This is a genomic window from Mycobacterium sp. Aquia_213 (genome assembly GCF_026625985.1).
Classification (GTDB): Bacteria; Actinomycetota; Actinomycetes; order Mycobacteriales; family Mycobacteriaceae; genus Mycobacterium.
The window spans coordinates 3,935,411-3,962,119 of the sequence record NZ_CP113116.1; the positions used below are offsets into that span (position 1 = coordinate 3,935,411).

At 67.5% G+C, this 26,709-nt stretch carries 30 protein-coding genes and 2 pseudogenes; 9 read left to right on the forward strand and 23 right to left on the reverse strand.

All coding sequences use genetic code 11. The features are described from left to right. Positions 1–80 precede the first annotated feature (80 nt). Together LMQ14_RS18375 and LMQ14_RS18380 are read left to right on the forward strand one after the other, a co-directional pair. The gene (locus LMQ14_RS18375) at positions 81–662 is read left to right on the forward strand and encodes a fasciclin domain-containing protein (protein WP_267730965.1); all 582 of its coding nucleotides are present in this window, start codon (positions 81–83) and stop codon (positions 660–662) included. Between the two features lie 158 nt (positions 663–820). After that, complete coding sequence (locus LMQ14_RS18380; protein WP_267730966.1) at positions 821–1,075, forward strand: DUF2631 domain-containing protein; 255 nt, start codon at positions 821–823, stop codon at positions 1,073–1,075. A gap of 14 nt (positions 1,076–1,089) precedes the next feature. Here LMQ14_RS18380 and LMQ14_RS18385 read toward each other — a convergent pair whose 3' ends face one another. The 6 genes from LMQ14_RS18385 to pyrH are packed head-to-tail and all read right to left on the reverse strand — an operon-like array spanning position 1,090 to position 5,941. After that, positions 1,090–1,959 carry a cytochrome c biogenesis CcdA family protein gene (locus LMQ14_RS18385; protein WP_267730967.1) on the reverse strand — a complete coding sequence of 290 codons (870 nt, stop codon included), beginning with the start codon at positions 1,957–1,959 and terminating at the stop codon, positions 1,090–1,092. Further along, complete coding sequence (locus LMQ14_RS18390) at positions 1,956–2,465, reverse strand: protein disulfide oxidoreductase (protein WP_267730968.1); 510 nt, start codon at positions 2,463–2,465, stop codon at positions 1,956–1,958. Before LMQ14_RS18390 ends, LMQ14_RS18385 begins: the two co-directional genes overlap by 4 nt. A gap of 56 nt (positions 2,466–2,521) precedes the next feature. After that, positions 2,522–3,616: a 23S rRNA (adenine(2503)-C(2))-methyltransferase RlmN gene (gene rlmN / locus LMQ14_RS18395; RefSeq protein ID WP_267730969.1), complete on the reverse strand. Its 1,095-nt coding sequence runs from the start codon at positions 3,614–3,616 to the stop codon at positions 2,522–2,524. A gap of 28 nt (positions 3,617–3,644) precedes the next feature. Next, the gene (locus tag LMQ14_RS18400; protein WP_420714541.1) at positions 3,645–4,562 is read right to left on the reverse strand and encodes a phosphatidate cytidylyltransferase; all 918 of its coding nucleotides are present in this window, start codon (positions 4,560–4,562) and stop codon (positions 3,645–3,647) included. 22 nt (positions 4,563–4,584) lie between these two features. Further along, positions 4,585–5,142 carry a ribosome recycling factor gene (gene frr, locus LMQ14_RS18405; RefSeq protein WP_267730970.1) on the reverse strand — a complete coding sequence of 186 codons (558 nt, stop codon included), beginning with the start codon at positions 5,140–5,142 and terminating at the stop codon, positions 4,585–4,587. Positions 5,143–5,155: 13 nt separating this feature from the next. Then, complete coding sequence (gene pyrH, locus LMQ14_RS18410) at positions 5,156–5,941, reverse strand: UMP kinase (protein ID WP_267730971.1); 786 nt, start codon at positions 5,939–5,941, stop codon at positions 5,156–5,158. Between the two features lie 362 nt (positions 5,942–6,303). Here pyrH and LMQ14_RS18415 point away from each other — a divergent pair, with 362 nt between their 5' ends. Beyond that, positions 6,304–6,543 carry a CsbD family protein gene (locus tag LMQ14_RS18415; RefSeq protein WP_267730972.1) on the forward strand — a complete coding sequence of 80 codons (240 nt, stop codon included), beginning with the start codon at positions 6,304–6,306 and terminating at the stop codon, positions 6,541–6,543. A 250-nt stretch (positions 6,544–6,793) separates the two neighbouring features. Continuing rightward, positions 6,794–7,519 (forward strand): winged helix-turn-helix domain-containing protein, encoded by a 726-nt coding sequence (locus LMQ14_RS18420; protein ID WP_267730973.1) that lies wholly within the window; start codon positions 6,794–6,796, stop codon positions 7,517–7,519. A 168-nt stretch (positions 7,520–7,687) separates the two neighbouring features. Here the strand turns inward: LMQ14_RS18420 and LMQ14_RS18425 are convergent, their stop codons facing one another. Together LMQ14_RS18425 and LMQ14_RS18430 are read right to left on the reverse strand one after the other, a co-directional pair. Next, complete coding sequence (locus LMQ14_RS18425) at positions 7,688–8,269, reverse strand: MPT63 family protein (RefSeq protein WP_324291066.1); 582 nt, start codon at positions 8,267–8,269, stop codon at positions 7,688–7,690. A 297-nt stretch (positions 8,270–8,566) separates the two neighbouring features. Further along, positions 8,567–9,040 (reverse strand): MPT63 family protein, encoded by a 474-nt coding sequence (locus tag LMQ14_RS18430; RefSeq protein ID WP_267730975.1) that lies wholly within the window; start codon positions 9,038–9,040, stop codon positions 8,567–8,569. 212 nt (positions 9,041–9,252) lie between these two features. Between LMQ14_RS18430 and LMQ14_RS18435 the strand changes: the two genes are divergently transcribed. Then, a complete protein-coding gene (locus LMQ14_RS18435; RefSeq protein WP_267730976.1) occupies positions 9,253–9,672 on the forward strand; it encodes a MarR family winged helix-turn-helix transcriptional regulator in 420 nt (139 codons plus the stop codon). Between the two features lie 6 nt (positions 9,673–9,678). On the opposite strand, the gene LMQ14_RS18440 is transcribed toward LMQ14_RS18435, so the two are convergent. The 3 genes from LMQ14_RS18440 to rpsB are packed head-to-tail and all read right to left on the reverse strand — an operon-like array spanning position 9,679 to position 12,801. Beyond that, on the reverse strand, positions 9,679–11,097 hold the full coding sequence (locus LMQ14_RS18440) for an amidase (RefSeq protein ID WP_267730977.1): 1,419 nt from the start codon (positions 11,095–11,097) through the stop codon (positions 9,679–9,681). Positions 11,098–11,129: 32 nt separating this feature from the next. After that, positions 11,130–11,945 carry a translation elongation factor Ts gene (tsf, locus tag LMQ14_RS18445; protein WP_267730978.1) on the reverse strand — a complete coding sequence of 272 codons (816 nt, stop codon included), beginning with the start codon at positions 11,943–11,945 and terminating at the stop codon, positions 11,130–11,132. Between the two features lies 1 nt (position 11,946). Next, complete coding sequence (rpsB, locus tag LMQ14_RS18450) at positions 11,947–12,801, reverse strand: 30S ribosomal protein S2 (protein WP_267730979.1); 855 nt, start codon at positions 12,799–12,801, stop codon at positions 11,947–11,949. A 294-nt stretch (positions 12,802–13,095) separates the two neighbouring features. Here rpsB and LMQ14_RS18455 point away from each other — a divergent pair. Then, positions 13,096–13,590, forward strand: a pseudogene (locus tag LMQ14_RS18455) (M23 family metallopeptidase); the annotation flags it as partial. A 111-nt stretch (positions 13,591–13,701) separates the two neighbouring features. On the opposite strand, the gene LMQ14_RS18460 reads toward LMQ14_RS18455, so the two are convergent. The 6 genes from LMQ14_RS18460 to LMQ14_RS18485 are packed head-to-tail and all read right to left on the reverse strand — an operon-like array spanning position 13,702 to position 19,785. After that, entirely contained in the window at positions 13,702–14,598 is an 897-nt protein-coding gene (locus LMQ14_RS18460) for a tyrosine recombinase XerC (RefSeq protein ID WP_267730980.1), read from the reverse strand. 33 nt (positions 14,599–14,631) lie between these two features. Then, positions 14,632–15,792 (reverse strand): lactate 2-monooxygenase, encoded by a 1,161-nt coding sequence (locus LMQ14_RS18465; RefSeq protein ID WP_267730981.1) that lies wholly within the window; start codon positions 15,790–15,792, stop codon positions 14,632–14,634. A 24-nt stretch (positions 15,793–15,816) separates the two neighbouring features. After that, on the reverse strand, positions 15,817–16,674 hold the full coding sequence (locus LMQ14_RS18470) for a siderophore-interacting protein (protein ID WP_267730982.1): 858 nt from the start codon (positions 16,672–16,674) through the stop codon (positions 15,817–15,819). 32 nt (positions 16,675–16,706) lie between these two features. Beyond that, positions 16,707–17,873, reverse strand: a complete 1,167-nt coding sequence (dprA, locus tag LMQ14_RS18475) for a DNA-processing protein DprA (protein WP_267730983.1) — start codon at positions 17,871–17,873, stop codon at positions 16,707–16,709. Further along, on the reverse strand, positions 17,870–19,381 hold the full coding sequence (locus tag LMQ14_RS18480; RefSeq protein WP_267730984.1) for a YifB family Mg chelatase-like AAA ATPase: 1,512 nt from the start codon (positions 19,379–19,381) through the stop codon (positions 17,870–17,872). The genes dprA and LMQ14_RS18480 overlap by 4 nt, the downstream gene beginning before the upstream one ends. Next, entirely contained in the window at positions 19,381–19,785 is a 405-nt protein-coding gene (locus tag LMQ14_RS18485; protein WP_267730985.1) for a YraN family protein, read from the reverse strand. The genes LMQ14_RS18480 and LMQ14_RS18485 overlap by 1 nt, the downstream gene beginning before the upstream one ends. Positions 19,786–19,966: 181 nt before the next feature. On the opposite strand from LMQ14_RS18485, the gene LMQ14_RS18490 reads away from it, so the two are divergent. Beyond that, positions 19,967–20,401, forward strand: a complete 435-nt coding sequence (locus LMQ14_RS18490) for a helix-turn-helix domain-containing protein (protein WP_267730986.1) — start codon at positions 19,967–19,969, stop codon at positions 20,399–20,401. Between the two features lie 31 nt (positions 20,402–20,432). On the opposite strand, the gene fdhD is transcribed toward LMQ14_RS18490, so the two are convergent. Then, on the reverse strand, positions 20,433–21,254 hold the full coding sequence (gene fdhD, locus LMQ14_RS18495) for a formate dehydrogenase accessory sulfurtransferase FdhD (RefSeq protein WP_267730987.1): 822 nt from the start codon (positions 21,252–21,254) through the stop codon (positions 20,433–20,435). A gap of 245 nt (positions 21,255–21,499) precedes the next feature. On the opposite strand from fdhD, the gene LMQ14_RS18500 reads away from it, so the two are divergent. Continuing rightward, entirely contained in the window at positions 21,500–22,264 is a 765-nt protein-coding gene (locus LMQ14_RS18500; RefSeq protein ID WP_267730988.1) for a GAF and ANTAR domain-containing protein, read from the forward strand. 1 nt (position 22,265) lies between these two features. Here the strand turns inward: LMQ14_RS18500 and LMQ14_RS18505 are convergent, their stop codons facing one another. The 4 genes and pseudogenes from LMQ14_RS18505 to rplS all read right to left on the reverse strand — a co-directional run bounded on the left by LMQ14_RS18505 (position 22,266) and on the right by rplS (position 24,712). After that, positions 22,266–22,571: a DUF2469 domain-containing protein gene (locus LMQ14_RS18505; protein ID WP_007171389.1), complete on the reverse strand. Its 306-nt coding sequence runs from the start codon at positions 22,569–22,571 to the stop codon at positions 22,266–22,268. 80 nt (positions 22,572–22,651) lie between these two features. Further along, positions 22,652–23,393 (reverse strand): annotated as a pseudogene (locus LMQ14_RS18510) (ribonuclease HII). 2 nt (positions 23,394–23,395) lie between these two features. Continuing rightward, the gene (gene lepB, locus LMQ14_RS18515) at positions 23,396–24,280 is read right to left on the reverse strand and encodes a signal peptidase I (protein ID WP_267730989.1); all 885 of its coding nucleotides are present in this window, start codon (positions 24,278–24,280) and stop codon (positions 23,396–23,398) included. Between the two features lie 90 nt (positions 24,281–24,370). After that, complete coding sequence (gene rplS, locus LMQ14_RS18520; RefSeq protein WP_267730990.1) at positions 24,371–24,712, reverse strand: 50S ribosomal protein L19; 342 nt, start codon at positions 24,710–24,712, stop codon at positions 24,371–24,373. 336 nt (positions 24,713–25,048) lie between these two features. Between rplS and LMQ14_RS18525 the strand changes: the two genes are divergently transcribed. Further along, entirely contained in the window at positions 25,049–26,014 is a 966-nt protein-coding gene (locus LMQ14_RS18525) for a hypothetical protein (protein ID WP_267730991.1), read from the forward strand. On the opposite strand, the gene trmD is transcribed toward LMQ14_RS18525, so the two are convergent. Further along, a complete protein-coding gene (trmD, locus tag LMQ14_RS18530) occupies positions 26,011–26,706 on the reverse strand; it encodes a tRNA (guanosine(37)-N1)-methyltransferase TrmD (protein ID WP_267730992.1) in 696 nt (231 codons plus the stop codon). The genes LMQ14_RS18525 and trmD overlap by 4 nt on opposite strands. Positions 26,707–26,709 lie beyond the last annotated feature (3 nt).

The window sequence follows — 26,709 nt, forward strand, 5'->3', positions numbered from 1 at the left end:
GCTGATCTGCTCCGAAGAACTGATGCCGGGGTTCAGCCAGACGGGGTGGACCTCCCGGCCTATCAGGGGAGTAAATGGCCATGAAAGTTCACACACGAATTGCGGCAACCGGTTTCGCCGCCGCCGGAATCTTGGGCCTCGGAGTCAGTGTCTCGCCGAGCGCCGCGGCCGCCGATTTGGTCGGTCCGGGATGCGCGGACTACGCGGCGGCCAATCCCAGCGGCCCCGCCTCGGTGGACGGGATGTCGGGGGTCCCTGTCGCGGTCGCGGCGTCGAACAACCCCCAGCTCACCACACTGACCTCGGCGCTGTCGGGCAAGCTCAACCCGGAGGTGAATCTGGTCGACACCCTCAACAGCGGCCAGTACACCGTGTTCGCGCCGACTGACGCCGCGTTCAGCAAGCTTCCCGAATCCACTATCGGTCAGCTGAAGACGAATGCGGCCATGCTGAAGAGCATCCTGACCTACCACGTGGTTGCGGGCCAGCTGAGCCCGGCCAAGGTCGACGGCACCCACGCGACCCTGCAGGGCGCCAATGCGATGGTGACCGGTCAGGGCAACGGCCTGAAGGTCAACAACGCGAGCGTGGTGTGTGGCGGGGTGCCCACCGCGAACGCGACGGTGTACATGATCGACACGGTGCTGATGCCGCCGTCGTAGACGCCTAGCAGCACATTGCTACGGCGCTGCATCTGTGCCGAGGTTGGTGGCCAACCAGATTCAGACGGTCGGTCACCAACCCGCGCCGAGCCGTGCCGACGCTGCGCGGCCTGTGCCAGAATATCGGCGTAAGACGATCCGATCCGAAGGGAATCGCCGTGGCCAGTACCGAGGTGGAGCACTACAACGGCGTCGACCCGGCCGAGGTGCCATCCGCCGCGTGGGGATGGAGCAAGATCAACATCCGCACCTGGCACGGCGTCGGCGTGTTCGGCGTCATCTTCCTGCTGGCGATGCTGCGCGGCAATCACGTCGGCCACGTCGAGGACAACTTCCTGATCGGGTTCGCCGCCCTCACCCTCTTCATCCTGGTGCGCGACTGGTGGGGTCGCCGGCGCGGCTGGCTCCGGTAGCCGTCAACCCCTGCTCAGCGCCGCGCTCGGCGGTGCCACGTGTTCACCAGTGCGGCAGCCAGCAGCGCGATCAACGCCACAATCCACGGCCACACGCCGTGCTGATGTACCCAGCCGGCCAACAGGCCCTGTAGCCGCCCGGCCGCAAGAATCACCGCGTCCCGGGGATCGGCCGCGGTGTTCAGCAGCCGTAACTCGTAGAGGCCGTAGTAGCCGACATAGAGCCCCACCAGCACCAGCAGCGCGCCGCCGATCCGGTTGACGAACGGCAGGATTCGCCGCAGCCGGTCGGCCAGCGCCGAGCTCGCGGTGGCGGCGGCGACGGCGAGCACGCCGACGACCAAGGTCAGGCCCGCGACGTACGCCAGATAGATCGACGCCCCGGTGAGGACCGACCCACTGCGCAAGCCCGCGGCGGTGACCGCCAGAAACGGCCCGATCGTGCACGACAGCGAGGCGATCGCATAGCTGATGCCGTAGCCGTACATGCCCACGATCGCCGGCCCGTGCTGTTTCGGAGCCCACCGCGGCCCCAACGGCCGCGGCGTCAGCGCGGTCAGCTCGCGACCCGACAGCAGCCAAATCCCTAGCCCGACAAGCACAATGCCGATCACCACGGTTGCGTACGGCAGGTACCGCTGGACCGTCGTGGCCGCCGAGATGGTCAGCGCGCCGAACGCGCCGAACACCGTCAGAAAACCGAGGGCCATCCCCGCGGTGGCGCCCAGTGCACGCCGCAGGCCGCCGAGCGGGCTGGAGTCTTCCCCGGTGCGCTGGCCGCGCACCACCAGCAGCAGGTAGGCGGGCAGCATCGCGAACCCACACGGGTTCACCGCGGCCACCAACCCGGCAGCGAATGCCAGACCGACGAGCCCCTGGTTCACTTCAGCGCGGCTACCCGGCCGGCCAGTTCCTGCTGGGACATCGCCGAGGTGGGGTTGTTGACGAACGTCGAGCTGCCGTCCGCCCGGTAGAACACGTACGCCGGCTGCCACGGCACGTTGTAGCGGGCCCAGATCGAGCCGTCGGCGTCGTTGAGGTTGGTGAAGTTCAGGCCGTACTTGGAAACGAAGGCCTGCTCAGCGCCGACGTCCGAGTGCCCGGCGATGCCGACGAAGGTGACACCGGGATTGGCGGCCGCCACCTGGGCCACTCCCGGAGCTTCGGCGTTGCAGAACGGGCAGAACGGTGCCCAGAACCAGAGCACCGCCGGTTTTCCTTGGAGGCCGGCGCCGTTGAACGGCGCACCGCTCAGCGTGGTTCCGGTGAACTGCAGCCGATCGTCGGCGGCCTGCGCCCGCGGTGCGGCCGACACCAGGACAACCGCGACAAGGCCCGTCACGATGGCCGCGGCAAACATCTTGAAGCGCGCTAACAAGCGAACCGTCATGCCAACCCCCTTTGCTGAACTACTAACTCACAACACGTCGTAGCCGACCGCATGGTTCAGCCCTTCTCGAAGGCAAGCTGTCCGCACGCGGCGCTGATCTCGCGGCCCCGGGTGTCCCGGACCGTGCACGACACGCCTTTTGCCCGGACCCGCCGGACGAACTCGCGCTCGACGGCCTTGGGGCTGGCGTCCCAGTCACTGCCCGGGGTCGGGTTGAGCGGAATCAGGTTCACGTGCACCAGGGGTCCGAGCGCGCCATGCAGTCGCTTGCCGAGCAGGTCGGCCCGCCACGGCTGGTCGTTGACGTCGCGAATCAGCGCGTACTCGATCGACACCCGCCGGCCGGTCACGTCGCCGTAGTAGCGGGCCGCATCGAGCGCCTCGCTGATCTTCCAGCGGTTGTTGACCGGAACCAGCGTGTCGCGCAGTTCGTCGTCCGGGGCGTGCAGCGAGAGCGCCAGCGTCACGCCCAGCCGTTCGTCGGCGAGCTTGCGGATCGCCGGCGCCAGGCCGACCGTCGACACCGTCACCGAGCGGGCCGAGATGCCGAAGCCGTGCGGCGGCGCCTCGGTGATGCGCCGCACCGCGGCCAGCGTCCTGGCGTAATTGGCCAGCGGTTCTCCCATGCCCATGAACACCACGTTCGACAGCCGGTCCGCGAACTCGTCGCGCAGCGCCACCGCGGCGGTGCGCACCTGTTCGGTGATCTCGGCCGTCGACAGGTTGCGCGTCAATCCGCCCTGGCCGGTTGCACAGAACGGGCACGCCATGCCGCAGCCCGCCTGCGACGAGATACACACGGTGTTGCGCTGCGGATAGCGCATCAGCACCGACTCGAAGGTGGTGCCATCGATGGCCCGCCACAACGTCTTTCGCGTCTGACCGGCGTCGCAGGTGACTTCGGCGGCGACGGTGAGCAGGTTGGGGAACATCGTCTCGGCGATCACGTCGCGCACGGCCGCCGGAAGGTCGGTCATCTGTCGCGGATCGGCGATCAACCGGCCGTAGTACTGGTGGGCGAGCTGCTTGGCCCGAAACGCCGGCAAGCCGAGTTCCGCGACGGCCGCCGCGCGGCCCTCCGCGTCGAGGTCGGCGAGGTGGCGCGGCGGCCTGCCCGCGCGCGGCTCATCGAACACCAATTGTTGGACCATGACCTGTCCAGTATCGGTCAGTGACGGCTTAGGGAACCAAGGTGAGCACGATCCAGGCCGCGACGGCCGAGGGCAGCACACCGTCGAGCCGGTCCATCAGCCCACCGTGGCCGGGTAGCAGCCGGCCCATGTCCTTGATGCCGAGGTCCCGCTTCACCTGGGACTCCACCAGGTCACCGAGCGTGCAGCTGAGCACCAGGACGAGGCCCAGCAGCGCGCCAATCCAGGCTGGTTTGCCCGCCAATAGGGTCGCGGTCAGGATCGCCGCGGTGATCCCGAAGACCAGTGAACCGGTGAATCCCTCCCAGGACTTCTTCGGGCTGATCGCCGGGACCATCGGATGCTTGCCGAACAGCGCCCCGATGGCGTATCCACCGGTGTCGGAAGCGACGACGGTGATCATCAGGCAGAACACCCGTCCGGCGCCGTCGTGGGGATAGACGAGCAGGACGCCGAAGGAGGCGAACAGCGGGACCCACGCGGCCAGGAAGACGGTGGCCGATGCGTCGCGCAGGTAGTTCGACGACAATCCGGCGGCGGGATCATTGCGGCTGGGATCCCGCATGAACAACCGCCAGACATTGCAGGCCACGACGGTGCCGCCGAAGCCTGCCAGCGCGCCGGCGGCATGGAAGGGCCAGGTCAGCCAGACGGTGACCTGGCCGCCGATCAGCAACGGGATAACGGGAATGACGTAGCCGGCCTCGCGTAGCCGTCGCACCACCTCGTGGCTGGCAATGAAAATCGCGATGGCCACGATGAGCACCCAGAACCGCGGAGCGAATACCAGCGTGGCGACGAGCAGGCCGCCGATCGCCGCGCCCACCGCGATAGCGGCGGGCAGATCGCGTCCGGCCCGGGACGTCTTCTTGGCCGGCTGCGGCGTCGTTTCCTTGGCCTCCCGCGCGTCGGACGGGCTGCCTGGGCCGGCATCGGAGGTTGGCACGGACTTGGTTGCTGAGCGGCCGCTAGACCTCCAGCAGCTCGCCTTCTTTGTGTTTGACCAGCTCGTCGATCTGGTTGACGTACTGCTGGGTGGTCTTGTCCAGGTCCTTCTCGGCGCGGCCGACCTCATCCTCGCCGGCCTCCCCGTCCTTGCGGATCCGGTGCAGTTCTTCCATCGACTTGCGACGGATGTTGCGCACCGAGACCTTCGCGTCTTCTCCCTTGCCCTTGGCCTGTTTCACCAGCTCTCGGCGACGTTCCTCGGTCAGCTGCGGTACCGCCACCCGAATCAGGGTGCCGTCGTTGCTCGGATTCACCCCGAGCTCGGAGTTGCGAATCGCCGTCTCGATGGCGTGTAGCTGGTTGGCCTCGTACGGCTTGATGACGACCAGCCGCGCCTCGGGGACATTGATGCTGGCCAGCTGGGTGATCGGCGTGGTCGTGCCGTAATAGTCGATGACGATCCGGGAGAACATGCCCGGATTGGCGCGGCCGGTCCGAATGGTCGACAAGTCGTCACGGGCCACCGACACTGCCTTCTCCATTTTCTCTTCAGCGTCGAAGAGAGCCTCATCGATCATTCGCGTCTTCCCCTCAGGTGGTGACTAGCGTTCCGATCTTCTCACCAGCGACCGCCCGAGCGATATTGCCGTTGGTCAGCAGGTTGAACACCAGGATTGGCATGCCATTGTCCATACACAGGCTGAACGCCGTGGCATCGGCCACCCGCAGCCCCCGGTCGATGACTTCCCGATGGCTGATCGCGGTGAGCAACTCCGCCTCGGGGTTCACCCGCGGGTCCTCGGTGAACACGCCGTCGACGGCCTTGGCCATCAACACCACGTCGGCGCCGATTTCCAGGGCGCGCTGCGCGGCCGTGGTGTCGGTGGAGAAGTACGGCAGCCCCATGCCGGCGCCGAAGATGACCACGCGGCCCTTCTCCAGGTGGCGGACGGCCCGCAACGGGATGTAGGGCTCGGCCACCTGGCCCATCGTGATCGCGGTCTGGACTCGGGTGTCGATGCCTTCCTTCTGCAGGAAGTCTTGCAGTGCAAGGCTGTTCATCACAGTGCCGAGCATGCCCATGTAGTCCGACCGGGTGCGCTCCATTCCGCGCTGCTGAAGTTGTGCGCCACGGAAGAAGTTGCCGCCGCCGATCACGACGGCGACCTGTACGCCGTCGCGAACCACCTCGGCGATCTGGCGGGCGACCTGCGCCACGACATCGGGATCCAGCCCGACCTGGCCGCCGCCGAACATCTCGCCGCCAAGCTTGAGCAATACGCGCGAATACTTGGCGCGCGGCTGGCCGGAAGGTTGTCCGTCGTCGGGTGAAGAGGTCGGCACGCCGTTAGCGCTGGTGGGCTCGGGCTGCGTCATCAGACTCCTCGCATGACAGTGCCATCCCAGGCGACCCACACCCGGAACGGCAGTTCATATCCTGCCCCATCGCAGCACAATCTGGCGCCAGCGGGGTGAATTATTTGCGCGTTTGGCGAACCGGGTGGCTTTCGGGAGCCGTCGGCGCAGGTCACAGCCGAATGCGGTGCCATCGCGACTTTGCTTCGGGCATCGGATGTTTGAGCTCCCGACGGCCTGGGAATCCGCACCAACGCGGCGGGGAAATCGTGGTCTTGAGAAGCAGGGCCGGAACACGCCGTATGACGGAATCGATCGTTTAGCCGATCGTACGAGCGCGTCAGTCGCGCAGCTGTCGCACGCCAATGAGAAGGAGTTATTTCATGGCGGACAAAGAAAACTCTGGACCCGCGGAAGCGGTCAAGGGCGTCGTCGAAGACGTCAAGGGCAAGGCCAAGGAAGCTGCCGGCGCTCTGACCGGTCGCGATGACCTTACCCGCGAGGGCCAAGCCCAGCAGGACAAGGCGGAAGCCCAGCGTGACGCGGCAAAGAAGGAAGCCGAAGCCGACGCCGCACGCGGCGCCGCGAAGGTAGCCGAGGAGCGCCAGAAGGCCAACCAATAGCTTGATTCGAAGATGGGTCCGGCCCGTATTGACGGGCCGGACCCGTCGACTTCTCTGGGGCCATTTTCGGGTCTACCCAGGCAAAACCATCTCCACTAACCACCCCCTTCAGCAGTCATTCGCCCGAACGCGAGCAACAAACAGGGCATAGTTGTGTGCTGAATGGGGTACTCAGCGCTGCGCTGGCGGACACCTCCCTGAGGTGCCGACGCGGTTTGGGGGCGGCGACGGACCCTCATGAGGTTTGGAGATGTCTTTGGACGTGCTACTGCTTTCCAATGCCGACGATTTCGCGTCGGCATTACCAACCCTCGAATCGTTGACGCAAACGATTCGTCGCGTCCCGCTCTCCGACGACCTCGACGGACATCATGACAGTGCCGACGTGGCGATCATCGACGCGCGCACCGACCTGGCGGCGGCCCGCAGTGTCTGCCGGGGCCTGACGGCCAACGCGCCGGCCATCGCGGTCGTGGCGGTGGTCGCCCCGGCGCACTTCGCGTCGGTGGACGTCGACTGGCGCATCGACGATGTGATGTTGCCCGCCACCGGCGCGGACGAGCTGGAGGCGCGGTTGCGCCTGGCGATCAAGCGACGCCGCAGCGCAGTGGACGGCTGCTTGAAGTTCGGTGACCTGGTCCTGCATCCGGCAAGTTTTGCCGCGTCGCTACGCGGCACGGATCTCAGCCTAACGGTCACCGAGTTCCGATTGCTGAATTTCCTTGTGCAACATGCCGGTCGGGCATTCAGCCGCACCCGGCTGATGCACGAGGTGTGGGGGTATGACTCCAACGGACGCGTCCGCACCGTCGACGTTCACGTGCGACGGCTACGCGCGAAGCTTGGGACCGAACACGAATCGATGGTCGACACCGTGCGTGGCGTCGGCTACATGGCGGTGACGCCGCCGCACCCGCAGTGGATCGTCAACGACACTCCGCCGAGTCCGTACCTGAACGGCCGCACCCACCACTGACGCGCGTTGCTGTTCAACACATTTCGCGAATACCCTGGCACGCATAGTTGTGCGCGCCATCTGTTAGGGCACTCAGAAGCCTTGCGACGGAAGCTATTACGCAGACCTCCCCGCGCCACGGTGTGTGTGGCGCGGGGAGGGTATGCGGCAGCTAAGCTTTAGCCGGGCTTAGGTGTTCGCGCGCGCGTTGGGAGCCGGGCTCGGCAGCGCGCCAGGTGCCGGGGTGGTGTTCGGCATGTTCGGTGCCTCAGCCGGCGCCGGGCCACCCTGCATGTTCGACGTCCAGATCAGGATGTCCTGGGTGCCCTCGTTGTAGACGACGCCGTTCGGCGGTGCGCCGGTCACGTCGAAGTATAGCGTTCCGGTCGACTCGCTGCCCTGCTGAATCGGCGCCGGGTTAAGGCTGCCCGGGGCACCAACCTTGTCGATCACCCGGTAGTTCTGACCATTGGGCCCGCGGGCGATGAAGTCGTTGACCATCGGCGTGACCAGACCGCCTTCGGACTTGGCGGTGACATCCGCCTGGTAGAGCGTGCCCTTCGGCGTGTAGCCCGGAATGGCCATCGTGCTGGGCTGCAGGTTGCTCACGGTGTAGTTGGTGACCAACGGCCCTTCGATGAGCTGTTGACTGGTGCCAAAGCCCTGGATGTTGGGCGGCGCCGCGGAGGCGGTCGCCGCGGTGAAAAGGCCGACAGCAGCAATACCGGCGGCTCCGATCACCGATTTCATAGCATTAGAAGTGAACTCCATAGCTAAATACCTTTCAGTCGAATCGTTACCATTTATTTCTCACGATGATTTCCCCCCGGCACGGGTCATCACCGCACCATTGCCGCATAGCCAATTCCCGACGGGCCCAAACATCACGGCTTTGAGCTGCGATAACGCCACTAGAACCGGTGTAAATTATTTCGCCCCAGAATGCGCACACACCTCACCGGACAAGTTCAGCCCCAAATGCCACATTCGAGGTTTACCGCGCAAAAAGAAGTCCCCCGCGCCAAAACAGCGCGGGGAACTTCGTTGCAAATTCGCAGATCGCACCGGCTAAACGTGGCGCGTCCAGACGAGGAAATCGTCGTCGCCATCGGTGTACACCACACCGACCGGCCGCTGGCCGGTCACGTCGAAGTACAGTTCGCCGGACGTCTGTTGACCCTGGTCGATCGGACTGGGATCAAGACCGTTGGGAACAGGTCGTGTGTTGACGACCTGGTAGACCGTGCCGTTGAACGCCCTTGCCATGAAGCGAGAGAGTTGCGGCTGGACCGTTCCGGCATCCGATTTCGCCGTGACGTCGGCCTGGTAGAGCTGCCCGGCGGGCTGGAATCCCGGAATCGTCGCATCGCTGGGCCGCAGATTGCTCACCGTGTAGTCGGTGATCAGCGGGCCGTCGATGGCCTGCTCGGTGGCTCCCAAGGCCTGGACGTTGGCACCAGCGGTTGCCGCCGTGAAGATGCTCGCTGCGGCGATCCCCGCCACGCTCAGCGCCGCTTTCACTGTCGTCGTGGTGAATTTCATTGCGCCTCCCTGTCTCTCGTCATCCACCCGTACTGCGGCGATACCCGTCGGCATCCGCGCGCCAAACGACGCGACGTGGGTGGGGTCGCCGAATTGAGTCGACGTTCAAGCGCCATGCGCGCGATATTTACTTCCTATTCGCCGCTGCGTAATCACCCTCGTTGGGCCGTGCTTACGTCGCGCCGCCGCGCGGATATGTCAATATCGCTGACATGGCTGCGACCGACGATGCTCCGCTTGGCTACCTGCTTTACCGCGTGGCGTCGGTGCTGCGACCCGAAGTTTCGGCCGTGTTGAGTCCGCTCGGCCTGACACTTCCCGAATTCGTTTGTCTGAGAATACTTTCGATGTCGCCGGGGCTATCCAGCGCCGAACTGTCGCGCAGCACCAATGTCACGCCGCAAGCGATGAACACGGTGCTGCGCGGGCTGGAAGAGGTCGGCGCGGTGGAACGGCCAACGTCGGTGTCCTCCGGGCGTGCGCTACCGGCCACGCTGACCGGTCAGGGACGCACGCTGCTGAAACGTGCGGAAACCGCGGTCCGCAACGCCGACGACCGCATCCTGGCCAAGCTGACCGCGACGCAGCAGCGAGAGTTCAAGCGGATGCTGGAAAAGCTCGGCTCGGACTGACTCGGGTTATCCGGCCGTTTGGATTCGTGCCCACGGCCGCGCCTCTTCGAGTTCGTAGGCCAGTTCCAGCAGCAGCGCGTCCTGCCCCAGGTCGGCGGCGAGCATCATGCCGACGGGCATCCCCTCCGCCGACTGGGCTATCGGCAACGAAATCGCCGGATCTCCGGTGACATTCTGCAGCGGTGTGAACGCCACCCAGTCGATCAGCCGGTCCATGACCTGCTGGTACTCGGTGGGCGCCAGGTGACCGACTCGCGGGGTCGAATCGGCGAGCGTCGGAGTGAGCAGCGCGTCATAGGTTTGGTAGAACTCGGCGCTGTTCCGCCGCATTGTGCGCAGTCGCATGATCACCCCCGGCAGCCGGTGCAGGTTGCGGCCGGTGTGACGTTCCAGGCCGAGCGTCAAGGCGTCCAGCCGGCTGCGGTCGAACGTGTCGCCGAACGCGCGCCGCCCGGTACGCACCTGCATCAGCGCGAGAAATCCCCAGTACAAGATGAAGTCGTCCACGAAGCTGTCCGGCACCGGTTGGTAATCGATGTGTTCGACGCGGTGTCCCAGCTCTTCGAGCACCCCGGCGGTCTTGAGGGTCAGCTCCCGCAATTCCGGGCCGCACTCGCGCAGCACCGAACGGGTGGCCACCGCGATCCGCAGCCGCTGCCGGCCGGGTCCGGTGACGTCGCCGATCGGCGCCAGCTTGGCGTTGCGCCAGATGCGTTCGGCTTCCCGATAGAACGCAGCGGTGTCGCGCACGGAGCGGGTCAGCACGCCGTTGGCGACGATGCCGACCGGCATCCGGCGCAGCTCCGCATCAAGCGGCAACCTGCCGCGCGACGGCTTGAGACCGACAATCCCGTTGCAGGCGGCGGGAATTCGGATCGAGCCGCCGCCGTCATTGGCGTGTGCGATCGGCACCACTCCGGCCGCGACGAACGCACCCGAACCCGACGATGAGGCCCCGGCCGTGTAGTCGGTGTCCCACGGGTTGCGCACCGGCCCCAGGCGGGGGTGCTCAGCGGCCGCGCTGAACCCGAATTCCGACATCTGCGTTTTGCCCAGCGACGTCGGTCCGGTGGCCAGATACACCCGGGTGAACTCGCCGTCGGCCACAGCGTTGCGCGGCGCCCAGGCGTCGGCACCGCGCATCGTCGGCTGACCGGCGACATCGACGTTGTCCTTGAGGAACGTCGGGACGCCTTCGAAAAACCGGGCAGAACCGTTCGGGGCACTGGCGGACGCGGTCGCCCTCGCCTGCTCAAATGCCTTGTACGCCAAGCCGTTCAGGGCAGGGTTGACGGCCTCGGTGCGTGCGATCGCCGCCTCGACTGCCTCGGTTCTGCCGACCCAGCCAGCCCGGATGGCCTCGCTGAGGCCGGTAGCGTCGAGATCGCCGAGGGCGTCGCCACCGAAAGCGTGCACGCGTCGCATAGCACTGACGCTAGCCGCTCACGATGCGCGCTTTAGGCCTGACCCACCTCGAAGCGAACGAACCGGGTCACCGTGACACCGGCCTCGTCGAGCAGCGCCTTGACGGTCTTCTTGTTGTCGGAAACCGACGGCTGCTCGAGCAGCACGGCGTCCTTGAAGAAGCCGTTCAGCCGGCCCTCGACGATCTTGGGCAGCGCCTGCTCCGGCTTGCCCTCTTCTTTCGCGGTCTCCTCGGCGATGCGCCGCTCGCTGGCCACCACGTCCGCGGGGACGTCGTCGCGGGTGAGGTAGCGCGCCTTGAGCGCGGCGATCTGCAGCGCCACGGCGTGCGCGGCCTCGGCGCCATCACCCGTGTACTCGACCAGCACGCCGACGGCCGGCGGCAGGTCCGCCGCACGCTTGTGCAGGTAGGTCTCGACGGTGCCGTCGAAGAAGGCGGCCCGGCGCAGTTCCAGCTTCTCGCCGATCTTGGCGGACAGGTCGGCGATGGCCTGCTCGACCGTCTTGTCGCCCACCGGGGCGGCCTTGAGCGCGTCGACGTCGGCAGCCTTGGATTGGGCTGCCGCGGAAACGATCTCGTCGGCCAGCTGCTGGAACTCCGCATTCTTGGCGACGAAGTCGGTCTCGCTGTTCAGCTCGATCAGCGCGCCGCCCTTGGCCGCGACCAGGCCTTCGGCCGTGGCGCGCTCGGCACGCTTGCCGACATCCTTGGCGCCCTTGATCCGGAGTGCCTCGACGGCCTTGTCGAAGTCGCCGTCGCTTTCGGCCAGTGCGTTCTTGCAGTCGAGCATGCCGGCACCGGTGAGCTCCCGAAGACGCTTGACGTCGGCAGCGGTGAAGTTCGCCATATCAGCCTTCCGTGGGGGTTGTTTCGGTTGCAGCTCCAGCGGCGTCGGTGGTGGCTGTGGTTGTCGCGGTCGTGGTCGCCGAAGCCAGCAGCTCCTGCTCCCACTCGGCGAGCGGCTCGGCGGCCAGCGAATCCCCAGCCTCGGGCTTGCCGTCGCCGCGGCCGACTCCGGCACGCGCCTGCAGTCCCTCGGCGACCGCGGAGGCGATCACCTTGGTCAGCAGCGCCGCCGAGCGGATCGCGTCGTCGTTGCCCGGGATCGGGTAGTCGACCTCGTCGGGGTCGCAGTTGGTGTCCAGGATCGCGATGACCGGGATACCGAGCTTGCGGGCCTCGCCGACGGCGATGTGCTCCTTGTTGGTGTCGACGACCCAGATCGCCGAGGGCACCTTGGCCATGTCGCGGATACCGCCGAGGCTGCGGTCCAGCTTGTTCTTCTCGCGGGTCAGCATCAAGATTTCTTTTTTGGTGCGGCCCTCGAAACCACCGGTCTGCTCCATCGCCTCGAGCTCCTTGAGGCGCTGTAGCCGCTTGTGCACGGTGGAGAAGTTGGTGAGCATGCCGCCCAGCCAGCGCTGGTTCACGTACGGCATGCCGACGCGGGTGGCCTCGGCGGCGACGGACTCCTGCGCCTGCTTCTTGGTGCCGACGAACAGCACGCTGCCACCGTGGGCGACGGTTTCCTTGACGAACTCGTACGCCTGGTCGATGAACGTCAGCGTCTGCTGCAGGTCGATGATGTAGATGCCGTTGCGGTCGGTGAAGATGAACCGCTTCATCTTGGGATTCCAGCGACGGGTCTGGTGCCCGAAGTGGGTGCCGCTGTCGAGCAGCTGTTTCATGGTCACGACGGCCATGGTGATGTCATTCCTTTATGTCGGTTGTCGCCCGGCGACGGGTGTAGCCGGGCCCTAGCGTCTGCTGCGATGCCGGACCCTGTTACGGGACCGCCCGGCACGCGGTGCGAACTCCTAGTGGAACGGGAGACGCGGGGCAGACGCGCGAAGTCAGCCCGCGAACGAGCTGCGTCGAGCAGTTTACACCGACTCAGCTGGTGCTTTTTCCCCAGCACGTATCCACAGTGGGGCGTGCGTGCACAGATTGGGCAAACGTGGGTGGCCGTGTCGCCGAAGCCACGCTGAACTCGTGGGGTGCGATGGGCGGCGCTGATCGTGTGCGTGGCGCTGATCAGCGCAATCCCGGCGGCGGCGGACGATGTCCGGCTGGATTGGCCGCTGCGGCCGGCCCCGGCCGTCGTCCGGGACTTCGACGCGCCCTCGCCCGACTGGAAACCCGGGCACCGCGGTGTGGACCTGGCCGGACGTCCCGGTCAGCCGGTATACGCCGCCGGCAGCGCGACCGTGGTGTTCGCCGGGCTGCTGGCGGGACGGCCGGTGGTGTCACTGGCCCATCCCGGCGGATTGCACACCAGCTACGAGCCCGTCCGGGCTACCGTCCACGTGGGTCAGCAGGTGTCGGCGCAGACGATGATCGGCGAGCTGATCGCCGGGCACGCCGGGTGCCGGGCCTCGCAAGCTGGACGGGCCTGTCTGCACTGGGGCGCGATGTGGGGTCCGGCGTCGGGCGCGCACTACGTCGATCCGCTGGGTCTGCTGAGGTCCACTGCCGTCCGGCTCAAGCCGCTCGAGGACTAGCTGTACCGACCACGGCCGTTCTCGGCCGTCGAGTGTGCAGCTACGGCGCCATGAGCGCACACTCGCCGTCCTGGCTGCACACTCAACGGGCTGGCCTCGATGTCAGGCGCGGGGGTGGGCCTGGTCGTGTACCGCCCGCAACCGCGACACCGCGACATGGGTGTACAGCTGGGTGGTCGCCAGGCTGGAATGGCCCAGCAGCTCCTGGACGACCCGCAGGTCGGCACCGCCTTCGAGCAGATGCGTGGCGGCGCTGTGCCGCAGACCGTGTGGCCCCATGTCGGGCGCGCCGTCCACCGCGGCGATCGTCTGGTGCACGACGGTGCGCGCCTGGCGGACATCGAGCCGGCGGCCCCGCGCGCCCAGCAGCAGCGCCGGCCCGGAATCCGCGGTGGCCAGGTCGGGACGGCCGTCGGCCAGCCACGCGCGCAGCGCCTCGGCAGCCGGCACGCCGTACGGCGCGGTGCGCTGCTTGTTGCCCTTACCGAGGACGCGCACCGTCCGTTGGCGGGTGTCCACATCGTCGACATCCAGCCCGCACAGTTCGCTGACCCGAATGCCGGTGGCGTACAACATCTCGACGATCAGCCGGTCCCGCAGAGCCAGCGGATCTCCTTGCTCGGCACCGGATTTCGCGGCGGCCATGGCGTCCAGGGCCTGATCCTGACGCAGCACCGCCGGCAGCGTGCGGTGCGCCTTGGGCACCTGTAGCCGCGCGGCGGGATCGACGGTGAGCAGGCCGCGCCGAACCGCCCACGCGGTGAACGTCTTGACCGCCGAGGTGCGGCGGGCCAGCGTCGTGCGCGCGGCCCCGGCCAGCGCCCCGCTGGACAGCCACGTGCGCAGCAGCGGCAGGCTCAGGCCGTCCAGGGCTGCGCCGTGGCCGTCGAGAAAGGTGAACAACGAGCGCATGTCGCCCAGATACGCGCGACGAGTATGCGCGGAACGGAGGCATTGCAGTTCCAGGTACTCGTCGAATTCCTCGAGGATCGCCTGCACTCCCCCACGGTCGCAGGCCTGGGCCGCCGCGCGTCAGTCGACGCGCCGAAGCGTGTCCGGGGTGAGATCTTTGAGCGCCGGATAGCCGTCGACGGCCATGATCAGGTCCGCTTCGGCGAGCAGGGTGCGCAGCACGTGCACGATGCCGTCGACTCCGCCCAGCGCCAACCCGTAGGCGTACGGCCGCCCGATCCCCACCGCGGTCGCGCCCAGCGCCAGCGCCTTGATCACATCTGCGCCGCTGCGGATCCCCGAGTCGAACAGCACGGGCAGCCCGTCGGCCGCCTCGACCACCCCGGGCAGGCAGTCCAGCGCGGGCAGACCGCCATTGGCCTGGCGGCCGCCGTGGGTGGAGCAGTAGATGCCGTCGACGCCGCCGTCCTTGGCGCGCCGGGCGTCGTCGGGGTGGCAGATGCCCTTGACCAGCAACGGCAGCTTGGTCAGCGACCGCAGCCAGGGCAGGTCATCCCAGGTCAGGGGGTTTCCGAACACCTGAACCCAGCGCAGAATGGCGCCTTGCGGGTCTTCTTCGGGTGGGCGTTGCAGGCTGGCGCGAAAGACCGGGTCGCTGAAGTAGTTGTTCAGGCAGTGGCCGCGCAGCTGCGGGAAGTTCGAGGTGCGCAGGTCACGCGGGCGCCAGCCGGTGACCCAGGTGTCCAGGGTGACGACGATGCCCTTGAATCCGGCCGCCTCGGCGCGCTGCACGAAGCTGGCGGCCAGGTCACGGTCGGTCGGGGTGTAGAGCTGGAAAAACCCGGGTGTGTCGCCGAATGCGGCCGCGATGTCTTCCAGCGGGTCGACGGTCAGCGTCGAGGCGACCATCGGGACGCCGGTGCGCGCCGCCGCGCGGGCGGTGGCCAGGTCGCCGTGGCCGTCTTGAGCGCACAGCCCGATCACGCCGATCGGCGCCATGAACACCGGCGACGGCAAGGTCAGGCCGAACAGCTCCACCGTGAGGTCACGATCCCTGGTCGCGTTGAACATGCGCGGGATCAGTCCCCAGCGCCCGAACACCTCACTGTTGGCCCGCTGCGTGCGTTCGTCCCCGGCGCCACCGGCGACGTAGGACCACACCGAGGGCGGCAGTGCCAGCTCGGCCCGGGCCTCCAACTCCGCGAAGACCATGGGCAGCGTGGGCACCACCCCGGCCAGGCCCTGGAAGTAGATCTCGTTCTGATAGTCGCCGAATGCCATGGGATCGAGAATGCCAGGCGGCCGTCAGGCTGACGAGCTCGCCGACTCCGCCTCGGCCAGTTCCTTCTTCCACTGCCGGAAGGTCTCTTCGGTGCGGCCGCGTCGCCAGTAGCCAGAGATCGACGACGCCCACTTGGCGTCCACCCCACGCTCTTTGCGGATGAATGGCCGCAGATTGTGCATGACGGCTTGCGCTTCGCCGTGGATGAAGACGTGCACCTGCCCGGGCAGCCACAGCGTGGTGGTGACCGCCTCGATCAGCGGCGCGAAATCGCCGGCGCGATCGTCGCCCACCAGATCCGCGCGCCCGCCGCGATAAACCCAGTTCACCTGCACACCCTCCGGTGCGGTCAACTCGAGTTGGTCGTCGGGGCCGGCCACTTCGATAAACGCCTTACCAATTGCATTGGAGGGCAACGCTTCCAGCGCGGTGGCGATGGCCGGCAACGCCGACTCGTCACCGGCCAGCAAATGCCAATCGGCCGCGGGATCGGGTGTGTAGGCGCCACCGGGGCCCATCAGATAGATCACCTGACCGGGCTGCGCCGAGGCCGCCCAGGCACCCGCCACGCCGTGCTCGCCGTGCACCACGATGTCCAGCGAGATCTGGCAGGCGGCGGCGTCGACCTTGCGAACGGTGATCGTCCGCACCGAAGGCCTTTTGTCCGGGGGCAGAACGGCAAAGCTGTCCTGGGTCAGCGGCTGGGGCAACCCGGCCACGTCGATGTCCTCGGCGACGAATACCAACTTGACGTAGGAGTCGGTGAAGTTGCTCGGCACGAAGGTGTCGAACTGACTGCTCCCCAACGTCACACGCTTCATGTGCGGCGCGATTTGTTGGGTACCGACGACTTCGAAACGTTGAAGTGGTCGACCTGCCACGTGTCCTCCTGTTCCGACCCGGCCCCAGCCGACTATACGAGTCGGGCCGTCGCCGCAGGTCGGCTGCCACCAGCCCGGACAATTCGCCAGCACCCGCCGTCGCGCTCGGCCAATCCGGCCACTTCCAGGATCGCCAGCGGTCCCAGCACCTGCTCGGGCATCATCCCGGACGCGATGGCGATGTCGTCGATCGTTGTGGCACCGCGCCCCGGCAACGCCTCGTATACCTGACGCTCGGCCTCGCCCAGCCCGTCCAGCGCCGTCGCGGGCCGGGGTTCTTCGAACGCGAGCTCGCCGATGTGGCCGACAAGTTCGACGATGTCGTCGGCCCGGGTGACCAGCTCGGCCCCGTTGCGCAGCAGCGCGTGACAACCTGCCGACGCCGACGAGGTGACCGGTCCGGGCACCGCGGCCACCACCCGGCCCAACGCCCTCGCCCAGGCGGCGGTGTTCGCGGCGCCACTGCGCAGCCCCGCCTCCACCACCACGGCGGCCCCCGCGACGGCGGCGACCAGGCGATTGCGGGTCAGGAAGCGGTGCCGGGCGGGCCTGAGGCCGGGCGGGTATTCGCTGAACAGCAGGCCGTGCTGACCGATGCGATGCAGTAGGGCCGAATGCCCGGCCGGATAAGGGATGTCGATCCCCCCGGCCAGGACCGCCACGGTGATTCCGTCGCTCGTCAGCGCCGCGCGATGGGCCGCACCGTCGATCCCATAGGCGCCGCCGGAGACGACCGCGACGTCGCGCTCGGCCAGCCCCGCCGCCAAGTCGGCGGTCACCTGTTCGCCGTAGGCGGTGGCCGCGCGGGTACCGACCACCGCGGCCGCGCGTTGCGTCACCTCGTCCAGGCGCACGGGACCCAGCGCCCACAACACCATCGGTGGCGCGCCGCGAGGTCTCGACCCGGCGCCACCGAATGCCGAGAACGCGACCAGCGGCCATTCCGGGCAGTCGGGGGTGATCAACCGGCCGCCGCGGCGGGCGAGCAATTCGAGATCCGCTGTGGCCCGGTCTATTTCCCGCCTGGCCGCGGTGCGCCGCGCCAGCTCGTCACTGACCAGTCCGCGCCGGACCCGGTCGGCCGCCTCGACCGGGCCGACACACCCCACCAGTGCGACGAGTTCCGGGCACGGCGGCTCGGCCACGCGAGACAGGTACGCCCAGGCCGGCCAGGTGGGATCGTCGAACGCCGCGGTCATCGTTGTGCTCCCAGCTGCCGGAAGCTCAGCGCGGTGGCCACCTCATCGAGCCCGGGCGCGGTCCGGCCGGCCAGGTCGGTGAGGCTCCACGCGACGCGCAACGTGCGATCGAGCCCGCGAATGCTGAGCAGCCCGCGCTCCACCGCGAGGCGTAGCGGATCCATTGCCTTACTGCCGGGCCGGAATTTTCGCCGCAACAGCGTGCCGCTGACTTCGGCGTTGGTGCTGACACCGTGTGGCCGCCAACGGGCAGCGGCCGTGTCGCGGGCCTGCGCCACCCGCTGACGCACCTGCGCGGAGGATTCGCCGTCGGCGGCCGCGAACGCGCCGGCCCGCACCTGATGCATCTGCACCCGCAGGTCCACCCGATCCAGCAATGGGCCCGAAAGCTTGCCCAGATAGCGCCGTTTGGTCGCGGCCGGACACATGCAGTCCTGCGGATCGGCCGGTGCGCAGGGGCACAGGTTGGCGGCCAGTACCAGCTGGAACCGGGCCGGGTAGCACGCCACCCCGTCACGGCGTGCGAGACGAATGAGCCCATCCTCCAACGGCGTTCGCAATGCTTCCAGCGCGCTGACGCTGATCTCGGCGCATTCGTCGAGGAACAGCACTCCGCGGTGCGCCCGGCTGACGGCGCCCGGGCGGGCCATCCCCGATCCTCCGCCGACGAGGGCGGCAACGCTGGAACTGTGATGGGGTGCCACGAACGGCGGCTGGGTGATCAGCGGCGTGTCCCCGGACAACAGCCCGGCCACCGAGTGAATAGCGGTGACCTCCAGGGCCTCACTGTCGGTCAGTCTTGGCAGCAATCCCGGAAGGCGTTGCGCCAGCATTGTTTTGCCGACGCCCGGCGGCCCGGTCAGCATCAGGTGATGCGCCCCGGCGGCAGCCACCTCGACGGCAAAACGTGCCTGCGCCTGACCCACCACGTCGGCCAGATCCCCCACTGGCTCCGGGCCCGTGGCACCCGGGCTGATCCGCTCGTCCAGCCGGGCCGACCCACCGAGCCAGCTCTGCAGTTGCCCCAGCGTGCGAACGCCCCACACGTCGATGCCGTCGACCAGGCTGGCCTCCGCCAGATTGTCCACCGGGACAACGACGGCCGGCCAGCCGTCACGTTTGGCGGCCAGCACCGCGGGCAGCACCCCACGCACCGCCCGGATCCGGCCATCCAGTGACAGCTCGCCGAGCAAGACCGTCTTCTCCAGGCGTTCCCACGGGTTCTTGCGCTGCGCTGACAGCACCGCCGCCGCGAGGGCTATGTCATAGACCGATCCCACCTTCGGCAGGGTCGCCGGGGACAGCGCGAGCGTGAGTCTGGCCATGGGCCAGCTGTTTCCGCAGTTGGTGACGGCCGCGCGGACCCGGTCACGCGACTCCTGCAGCGCGGCGTCGGGCAGGCCGACGAGGTGGACACCCGGCAGCCCCGAGGTGATGTCGGCCTCGATCTCCACGATCTGACCGTCCAGTCCGCGCACCGCCACCGAGAACGCACGTCCCAGCGCCATCAGCCGATTCCCTGCAGATGCGAGATCTCCGGCATCCGGCCCGGATATCCAGGCCCGATCCGCACCCCGATCACATCGATGCGGATCGCCGCCCAGCGCAGGTCCTGAGCGGCCAGCCACAGTCCCGCCAACCGACGCAATCGGCGGACCTTGCGGGGCGTGACGGCGTGCGCCAGACCGCCGTACCCGTCGCCGGTACGCGTCTTTACCTCGACGAACACCACCGTGCGGGTGGCGTCGTCGGCGGCGATCACGTCCAGTTCGCCGTACCGGCAGCGCCAATTGCGGTCCACGATGCGCAGCCCCATCCGCGTCAGGTATTCCGCGGCGAGGGCCTCGCCCATCGCTCCCAATTCGATCCGGGTCATCGTCTTTTCGGCCTCGGAGGCCTTCACCGTCGTCATGCGCCAACCGTGCCCGCCTGGCCCGACATGACAGGCCGTGACGGGCCCCGTGGACCCGGCCTTACGACCGGTTATCCCCAGTCGGGCGCCCATCCACAGCCTCCTGGCCGGAAGTGATCGAACTTCGGCCCGCCGAGACCTCACACACGCTGCCCGCGCGCAGGCACGATCGAGTCGTGACATGCGAAAACACCGCCGCGCCGGTCGTCGACACCGCAACATCCGCGGCGCAGTTCACCCTGATCGGCGGTCCTACCGTGCTCATCCGCGTCGCCGGGTTGTGCTTTGTCGTGGACCCGACCTTCGATCCCCCGGGCCCGCATGCGGTGGGAAGGCGGATACTCACCAAACTGACCGGGCCGGCGGTGCCACTCGACGACCTGCCAGCGGTCGACGCGGTTTTGCTGTCTCACGCAGGCTGCTGTATCAGCGCGTCCTGCTGGCGCAAAGACTGCTGGAAGAGAGCGAGCTGTCCATCGACGACATCGCCAGACGGGCCGGATTCCGCAACGGCGTCACCCTGCGGCGCCACTTCCGCCGGCAGGTCGGCACCAGCCCACTGCACTACCGAATGAAGTTCCGACCGCGGACCCCGCTCGCCGCCGAATGCGGTTGACGCTGCGCGGCAGAGGTTTTCGGAGCCGCAGCTAGGTGATCCGGTCCGCGCGGGTGTAGACGTTCATCGAATCGGCACGCAGGAACGCCACCAGCGTGAGCCCGGATTCCTCGGCCAGGGACACCGCCAGCGACGACGGTGCCGATACCGCGGCCAGCACCGGAATCCCGGCCAGCACAGCCTTCTGCGTGATCTCGAACGACGCCCGCCCGCTGACCAACAGCACCGCACCGGCCAGCGGTATCCGCTCGTGTTCCAGCGCCCAGCCGACGACCTTGTCGACGGCGTTGTGCCTGCCGATGTCCTCGCGGACCACCAGCATCGTGCCGTCGGCGTCGAACAGCGCCGCGGCGTGCAGCCCACCGGTGCTGTCGAAAACCTTTTGCGCACTGCGCAGTTGGCTCGGCATCGCCTTGAGGGTGGCGGCGGTAACCGAGACGGGATCGTCCGCCGGGGTAAAGCGGCTGATCACCCGGACCGCGTCCAGTGACGCCTTCCCGCACACCCCGCACGACGAGGTGGTGTAGAAGTTGCGGGTGACATTGAGATCGGGCGGATTCACCCCGGGGGCCAGCGTCACGTCCAGCACGTTGTAGGTGTTGGCGCCGTTCTCACCGCGGCCGCCACAGTAGCGGATGGTCTGCACATCATCGCGGCGCACGATCACGCCTTCGGTGAGCAGAAAGCCTTGCGCGAGTTCGATATCCGAACCGGGCGTCCGCATCGTCACGGTGACCGGCGTGCCGTTGACGCGGATCTCCAGCGGCTCCTCCACGGCCAGGGTTTCGGGCCGGGTGATCGCCTGACCTGCGTTAAGGTGCGTTGCGCGCCGGCGCGCGGTTACGTTGCCCACTGGGTCAATACTCCGACTGGGCGCTGAAACCTCATTAAGCCAAACTACATTGGCCCCCGGCCGGCCGCCCGGGCGGCGATCACACCGTCTAACGTGCAGCCATTTCGACACCGAGGGGTTACGTTTGCTTTAGGGTCGATCTGGCTCGTCGGTTGGATGGGTACGCGGAACATAGCGGGTAGGGCGTGCGTTAACTCGGGCTCGACGTGAGTCACCCGGCGATGACGCCGGAAATGAGGCACGACATGGCAGATGAACCACAAGGCGACGCGTCGATGCCGGGCGGAGAGAAGGCCGATCCGGCGACGGTCTTCTCGGCGCTCGCCGAGATCATTTATCAGGGCTCCGACGCCAAGGAGATGTACGCGGCCATCTGCGTCGCCGCGACCCTGGCCATCCGCGGCTGCGACCACGCCAGCCTGTTGGTGCTCGACGGCGATCGGTACGTCACGGTCGGCGCGAGCGATGCACTCGCCGAGAAAATCGATGCGATGGAACTGGAGGCCGGCGACGGCCCGTGTCTGGACGCGATCGAGGAGGAGACTCCCCAGATCGATGCCGACCTGACGACGGCGCCGCTTTGGCCCAAGCTGGCGGCCAAGCTGCTCGCGGAGACACCGGTGCGCGGGGCCATGGGATTTCGGCTCCTGGTCAACAAACGAAAGGGGGCCGCGCTCAACCTGTTCAGCGACACCGCCAACAGCTTCGACGACGAATCGGCCGGACGGGCGGCGGTGCTGGCATCGTTCGCCAGCGTGGCCATCAACGCGGTGGCTAAAGGGGAAGACGCCGCCAGCCTGCGCCGGGGACTGCTCAGCAACCGCGAAATCGGCAAGGCCGTCGGCATGCTGATGCTGCTGCACGACCTGACCGAAGACGAGGCGTTCGACCTGCTGCGCCGGCACTCGCAGGCCCTGAACATCAAACTGGCCGACGTCGCGCGCGAGGTCATCGAACGTCGCGGCGGCCTGCCGTCCACCAGCGAGCCAGAGCTGCCGCCCGCCAACTGAACTATTCGGGGAGCCGCAGCTCGGGCTTCTCGACTTCTTCGATGTTGACGTCTTTGAAGGTGACCACTCGCACCTGCTTGACGAACCGGGCCGGCCGGTACATGTCCCAGACCCAGGCGTCGGACAGGCGCAGTTCGAAGTAGACCTCGCCGTCGGCGTTGCGCGGCACCATTTCGACGCTGTTGGCCAGGTAGAAGCGCCGTTCGGTCTCCACGACGTAGCTGAACTGGCCGACGATGTCCTTGTATTCGCGGTAGAGCGAGAGCTCCATCTCGGTTTCGTACTTTTCGAGATCTTCGGCACTCATCTGCTCAGACGTCCTTTTCCCTGCCAGTTACCCGGACCCCCCGTTCGCGACAGCATGGTCGCCGGGTGAGAAGCCTGCATCTATCTTTCCTCACCGGTGTTCGCCACGCTCGCCCGGAGGGTCCGGTTTGCATTCGGCCACCACCCGCGTGTGGGAGCCGTCCCCCGATAGCGAGGCCACGCGCCGGACGTTGATGAACGAATAGCGGTGCTCGGCGCAGGGCCCGAGCCGGGTCAGCGCCGAGCTGTGCGCGGCCGTGCTGTAGCCCTTGTGGTCGGCGAAGCCGTAGCCGGGGTGAGCGGCGTCCATCGCGACCATCAGCCGGTCCCGGCTGACCTTCGCCAGCACACTGGCAGCGGCGATGCAGGCCGCGGCCGCGTCCCCACCGATCACCGGCAACGACGGCATCGGCAGCCCGGGCACGCGAAAGCCGTCGCTGAGCACGTAGCCGGGGCGCACCGACAGGCCCGCCACCGCGCGCCGCATGCCTTCGATATTGGCGACGTGCACACCGCGCCGGTCGACCTCCACCGACGGGATGAACACCACGTGATAGGCCAGCGCGTAGCGGCAAATCAACGGGAACAGCTTCTCCCGCATCTTCTCGGTGAGCTTCTTCGAATCATCAAGGGCAGCAAGGCTTTCCAGACGATTCGGGCTCAGCACGCAGGCCGCCACCACCAGCGGACCCGCGCAGGCGCCGCGGCCCACCTCGTCCACACCGGCCACCGGGCCCAAACCGCTGCGATGCAGCGCCGACTCCAGGGTGCGCAGGCCGGTCGATTTGCGGATCACCGTCCGCGGCGGCCACGTCGTGGCCATGGCTATTGGCCTTGCTGCGGGTTCACCGAACCCACGCCACCCCATCGCGTCGGCGGCCAGACGATGAACCTGGCCTTGCCGATGACGTTGGCCACCGGCACCGTCCCCGACATCGGATCGCCGGTGCACAGGATGCCTTTGAGCGCGTCGGTCGGAGTGCTGGTGCAGTGGGCGCGCGAGTCCGCCGAGTGGGTGCGGTTGTCACCCATCACCCACAACCGTCCATCCGGGACGGTCACCGGCCCGAACTCGCTGCCCAGGCACGGGTACACCGCCGGGTCGGCCATCATCGTGGCCGGCTTGAGGTACGGCTCCTTGAGCGGCTTGCCGTCGACCGTCAACCCGGTGTCGGCCCGGCATTGCACCGTCTGCCCGCCGACCGCGATCACCCGCTTCACCAGGTCGTTCTCATCCGGGGGCACGAAACCGATGAACGACAGGGCGTTCTGGACCCAGCGCAGCGCGGTGTTGGGAGACCGGATCGACTTGTATCCGGTGTTCCAGGACGGCGGTCCCTTGAAGACGATGACGTCGCCGGGGTGCGGCGAGCCGAAGCGGTAACTGAGCTTGTCGACCATGATCCGGTCGCCGACACAGCCCGAGCAGCCGTGCAGCGTCGGCTCCATGGACTCCGACGGAATCAGGTACGGGCGCGCCACGAACGTCAACATGACGTAGTAGAGGACGATCGCGGTGACCGCCAGGATCGTCAGCTCGCGCAGCGCGGACTTCTTCTTGGGCTCCGGCTCGTCCGCGTCGGACTCCTCGTCCGGTTCGGGCACGCCGGCCGCCTCGGCGGTGGGCTCGTCTGGGGCGCGCGTGGAGATCTTCGGCTCCGACTGAGCAGGCTCGGACTGGGGCTCGGGTGAGTCCGTGGAATCCGTCACGAGATCAGAGTAGCCAGCGCGGTGTGGGTGTTTGTAAAGCGTCTTCGAAACCAAATAGGCGTGCCGCAGCGACCGCCGCGACGCGCCCGGTCAGCGCTTTTCCTTGATCTTGGCCTTCTTGCCACGGAGTTCACGCAGGTAGTAGAGCTTGGCGCGGCGGACATCGCCACGGGTCACCACCTCGATGTGGTCGATGTTCGGCGAGTGCACCGGGAAGGTCCGCTCGACGCCGACGCCGTAGCTCTCCTTGCGCACCGTGAAGGTCTCGCGGACGCCACCGCCCTGCCGGCGCAGCACCACACCCTTGAACACCTGGACACGCTCCTTGGCGCCCTCGATGACCTTGACGTGCACGTTGATGGTGTCGCCCGGGCTGAAGGCCGGGATGTCGTCGCGCAGCGACGCCTGATCGACGAAGTCCAGCCTGTTCATGCGAGTGACACTTCCTTGAGGTCGCGGCGTGCGGCAACTGCCCGCACGCAGGGGTGGTCGTTAAGCCGATTTCGGGCTTTGGGTCGTATCTCGCAGCAGGCAGGAAGCGGCCCGGCTGGCCGGCAGCCGCTGGAGACAACTGGTCAATTGTGCCAGACACCCGGCGTGCATTGAAAATCACAGGTAAACCCTGCGGTTCATGCCGCGCCGAAGGCGCTGGTGAGTGGTACATATAGCTGGGGTCAAACACGCCAGTCACTACCCGAACTCGAAGACGCCCGGGCAGATTGCGGTACGGCCGCCAGGATTACGTCAGAGGACATGGGAGAAGAACAGATGCGTGTACGCCCGCACACCGCGCTCGCCGCCATCGCGGCGGTGACGCTGGTGCTGGCCGGGTGCGACGAGGCAAGGCTCGCGATAAAAGCCCAGACCAAGGTATCCAGCAACTCCTCCAGCGCGTCCGATCACCAACCGCAACTCATCCAGCTGCTGCTGGACACCATCGATGCACCCGGGTTGCCCGCGGCGCCCCCGGTACTGCCCAACGGCTCGTTCGGCGGGCTGCAGGCACGCATCCAGCAGGCGACCGAGCAGGCCGCCGCCGCCGGGGCCACCCTCTCGGTGGGCATCCTGGACCGCAAGACGCATGAGCTGCTCTCCAACGGCAACACCCAGATCATCGGCACTGCGTCGGTGGCCAAGCTGTTCATCGCCGACGACCTGCTGCTACAGGAGGCCCAGGGCAAGACCACCCTGTCCCCCGACGACCGTCAGGCACTCGACGTGATGTTGCAGTCGTCCGACGACGGCGCCGCCGAGAGGTTCTGGGGTCAGGGCGGCGGCGACAACATCATCACGCAGGTGGCGAACCGCTACGGACTGTCGTCCACCACCCCGCCGTCGGACGGGCGGTGGTGGAACACGATGAGCACCCTGACCGACCTGATCCACTACTACGACGAGCTGCTCGACGGCGGGGGCGGCCTGTCCGCGGACCGGGCCAAGATCATCGTCAACGACCTGGCCCGCTCCACCCCGACCGGGATTGACGGATACCCGCAGCGGTTCGGCATCCCCGACGGCCTGTTCGCGGAGCCGGTGGCGGTCAAGCAGGGCTGGATGTGCTGCATCGGCACCGAGTGGATGCACCTGTCGACCGGCGTGGTGGGCGCGGACCGCCGCTACATCGTGGTCGTCGAGTCGCTGCAGTCCTCCGACGACGCGACGGCGCGCGACACGATCACCCGGGCCGTCAAAACGATGTTCCCCAACGGGCGCATCGAGCCCGCGCGCATCTAGTCGCCGCCCGGCTCGAGATCGGGGCGGCGCTCGCGGGTGCGCTGCACCGAAACCTCCCGGCGCCATGCGGCGACGCGCGCGTGATCGCCGGACAGCAGCACGTCGGGCACGTCGAGCCCCCGCCAGCTCGGCGGCCGGGTGTAGCTGGGCCCCTCCAACAGGCCGTCGAGCACCGGCGAGTGCGAATCCTCGAGATGCGACGCGGGATTGCCCAGCACGCCGGTCAGCAACCGCAGCACGGATTCGATCATCACGACCGCCGCCGACTCGCCTCCCGGCAGCACGTAATCACCGATCGAGACCTCCTCGACCCGCATGCGGCGCGCGGCATCCTCGACGACGCGGTGGTCGATGCCCTCGTAGCGCCCGCAGGCGAACACCAGATGTCCCTCGGCACTCCAGCGCTGGGCGGTGGCTTGCTTGAACAACGCGCCGGCCGGGGTTGGAACGACTAGTAGCGTTTCGCCGGAACAGATTTCATCCAGCGCCTCGCCCCACACCGGCGCCTTCATCACCATCCCCGGCCCGCCACCGTAGGGTGCATCGTCCACCGAGTGGTGCACGTCGTGGGTCCACCCCCGCAGGTCATGGACTCGCAGGTCGACCAGGCCCGACGCAATTGCCTTGCCGGGCAACGATTGCCGCAGTGCGTCCAGGTAGGCCGGAAAAATCGTCACGACGTCTATGCGCACCGG

Excerpts from the sequence above, each read along its gene's own strand:
- LMQ14_RS18505 (WP_007171389.1), bottom strand. The coding sequence starts at position 22,571 with ATGAGTGCCGAAGATCTCGAAAAGTACGAAACCGAGATGGAGCTCTCG.
- LMQ14_RS18525 (WP_267730991.1), top strand. The coding sequence starts at position 25,049 with ATGCGTGTACGCCCGCACACCGCGCTCGCCGCCATCGCGGCGGTGACG.
- LMQ14_RS18485 (WP_267730985.1), bottom strand. The coding sequence starts at position 19,785 with ATGACGACGGTGAAGGCCTCCGAGGCCGAAAAGACGATGACCCGGATC.
- LMQ14_RS18465 (WP_267730981.1), bottom strand. The coding sequence starts at position 15,792 with ATGGCATTCGGCGACTATCAGAACGAGATCTACTTCCAGGGCCTGGCC.
- LMQ14_RS18430 (WP_267730975.1), bottom strand. The coding sequence starts at position 9,040 with ATGAAATTCACCACGACGACAGTGAAAGCGGCGCTGAGCGTGGCGGGG.
- rplS (WP_267730990.1), bottom strand. The coding sequence starts at position 24,712 with ATGAACAGGCTGGACTTCGTCGATCAGGCGTCGCTGCGCGACGACATC.
- LMQ14_RS18425 (WP_324291066.1), bottom strand. The coding sequence starts at position 8,269 with ATGGAGTTCACTTCTAATGCTATGAAATCGGTGATCGGAGCCGCCGGT.
- rpsB (WP_267730979.1), bottom strand. The coding sequence starts at position 12,801 with ATGGCCGTCGTGACCATGAAACAGCTGCTCGACAGCGGCACCCACTTC.
- LMQ14_RS18415 (WP_267730972.1), top strand. The coding sequence starts at position 6,304 with ATGGCGGACAAAGAAAACTCTGGACCCGCGGAAGCGGTCAAGGGCGTC.
- LMQ14_RS18375 (WP_267730965.1), top strand. The coding sequence starts at position 81 with ATGAAAGTTCACACACGAATTGCGGCAACCGGTTTCGCCGCCGCCGGA.
- LMQ14_RS18390 (WP_267730968.1), bottom strand. The coding sequence starts at position 2,465 with ATGACGGTTCGCTTGTTAGCGCGCTTCAAGATGTTTGCCGCGGCCATC.
- LMQ14_RS18435 (WP_267730976.1), top strand. The coding sequence starts at position 9,253 with ATGGCTGCGACCGACGATGCTCCGCTTGGCTACCTGCTTTACCGCGTG.
- LMQ14_RS18420 (WP_267730973.1), top strand. The coding sequence starts at position 6,794 with ATGTCTTTGGACGTGCTACTGCTTTCCAATGCCGACGATTTCGCGTCG.
- LMQ14_RS18500 (WP_267730988.1), top strand. The coding sequence starts at position 21,500 with ATGGCAGATGAACCACAAGGCGACGCGTCGATGCCGGGCGGAGAGAAG.
- dprA (WP_267730983.1), bottom strand. The coding sequence starts at position 17,873 with ATGACCGCGGCGTTCGACGATCCCACCTGGCCGGCCTGGGCGTACCTG.
- LMQ14_RS18480 (WP_267730984.1), bottom strand. The coding sequence starts at position 19,381 with ATGGCGCTGGGACGTGCGTTCTCGGTGGCGGTGCGCGGACTGGACGGT.
- pyrH (WP_267730971.1), bottom strand. The coding sequence starts at position 5,941 with ATGACGCAGCCCGAGCCCACCAGCGCTAACGGCGTGCCGACCTCTTCA.
- rlmN (WP_267730969.1), bottom strand. The coding sequence starts at position 3,616 with ATGGTCCAACAATTGGTGTTCGATGAGCCGCGCGCGGGCAGGCCGCCG.
- LMQ14_RS18440 (WP_267730977.1), bottom strand. The coding sequence starts at position 11,097 with ATGCGACGCGTGCACGCTTTCGGTGGCGACGCCCTCGGCGATCTCGAC.
- frr (WP_267730970.1), bottom strand. The coding sequence starts at position 5,142 with ATGATCGATGAGGCTCTCTTCGACGCTGAAGAGAAAATGGAGAAGGCA.
- tsf (WP_267730978.1), bottom strand. The coding sequence starts at position 11,945 with ATGGCGAACTTCACCGCTGCCGACGTCAAGCGTCTTCGGGAGCTCACC.
- LMQ14_RS18490 (WP_267730986.1), top strand. The coding sequence starts at position 19,967 with ATGCGAAAACACCGCCGCGCCGGTCGTCGACACCGCAACATCCGCGGC.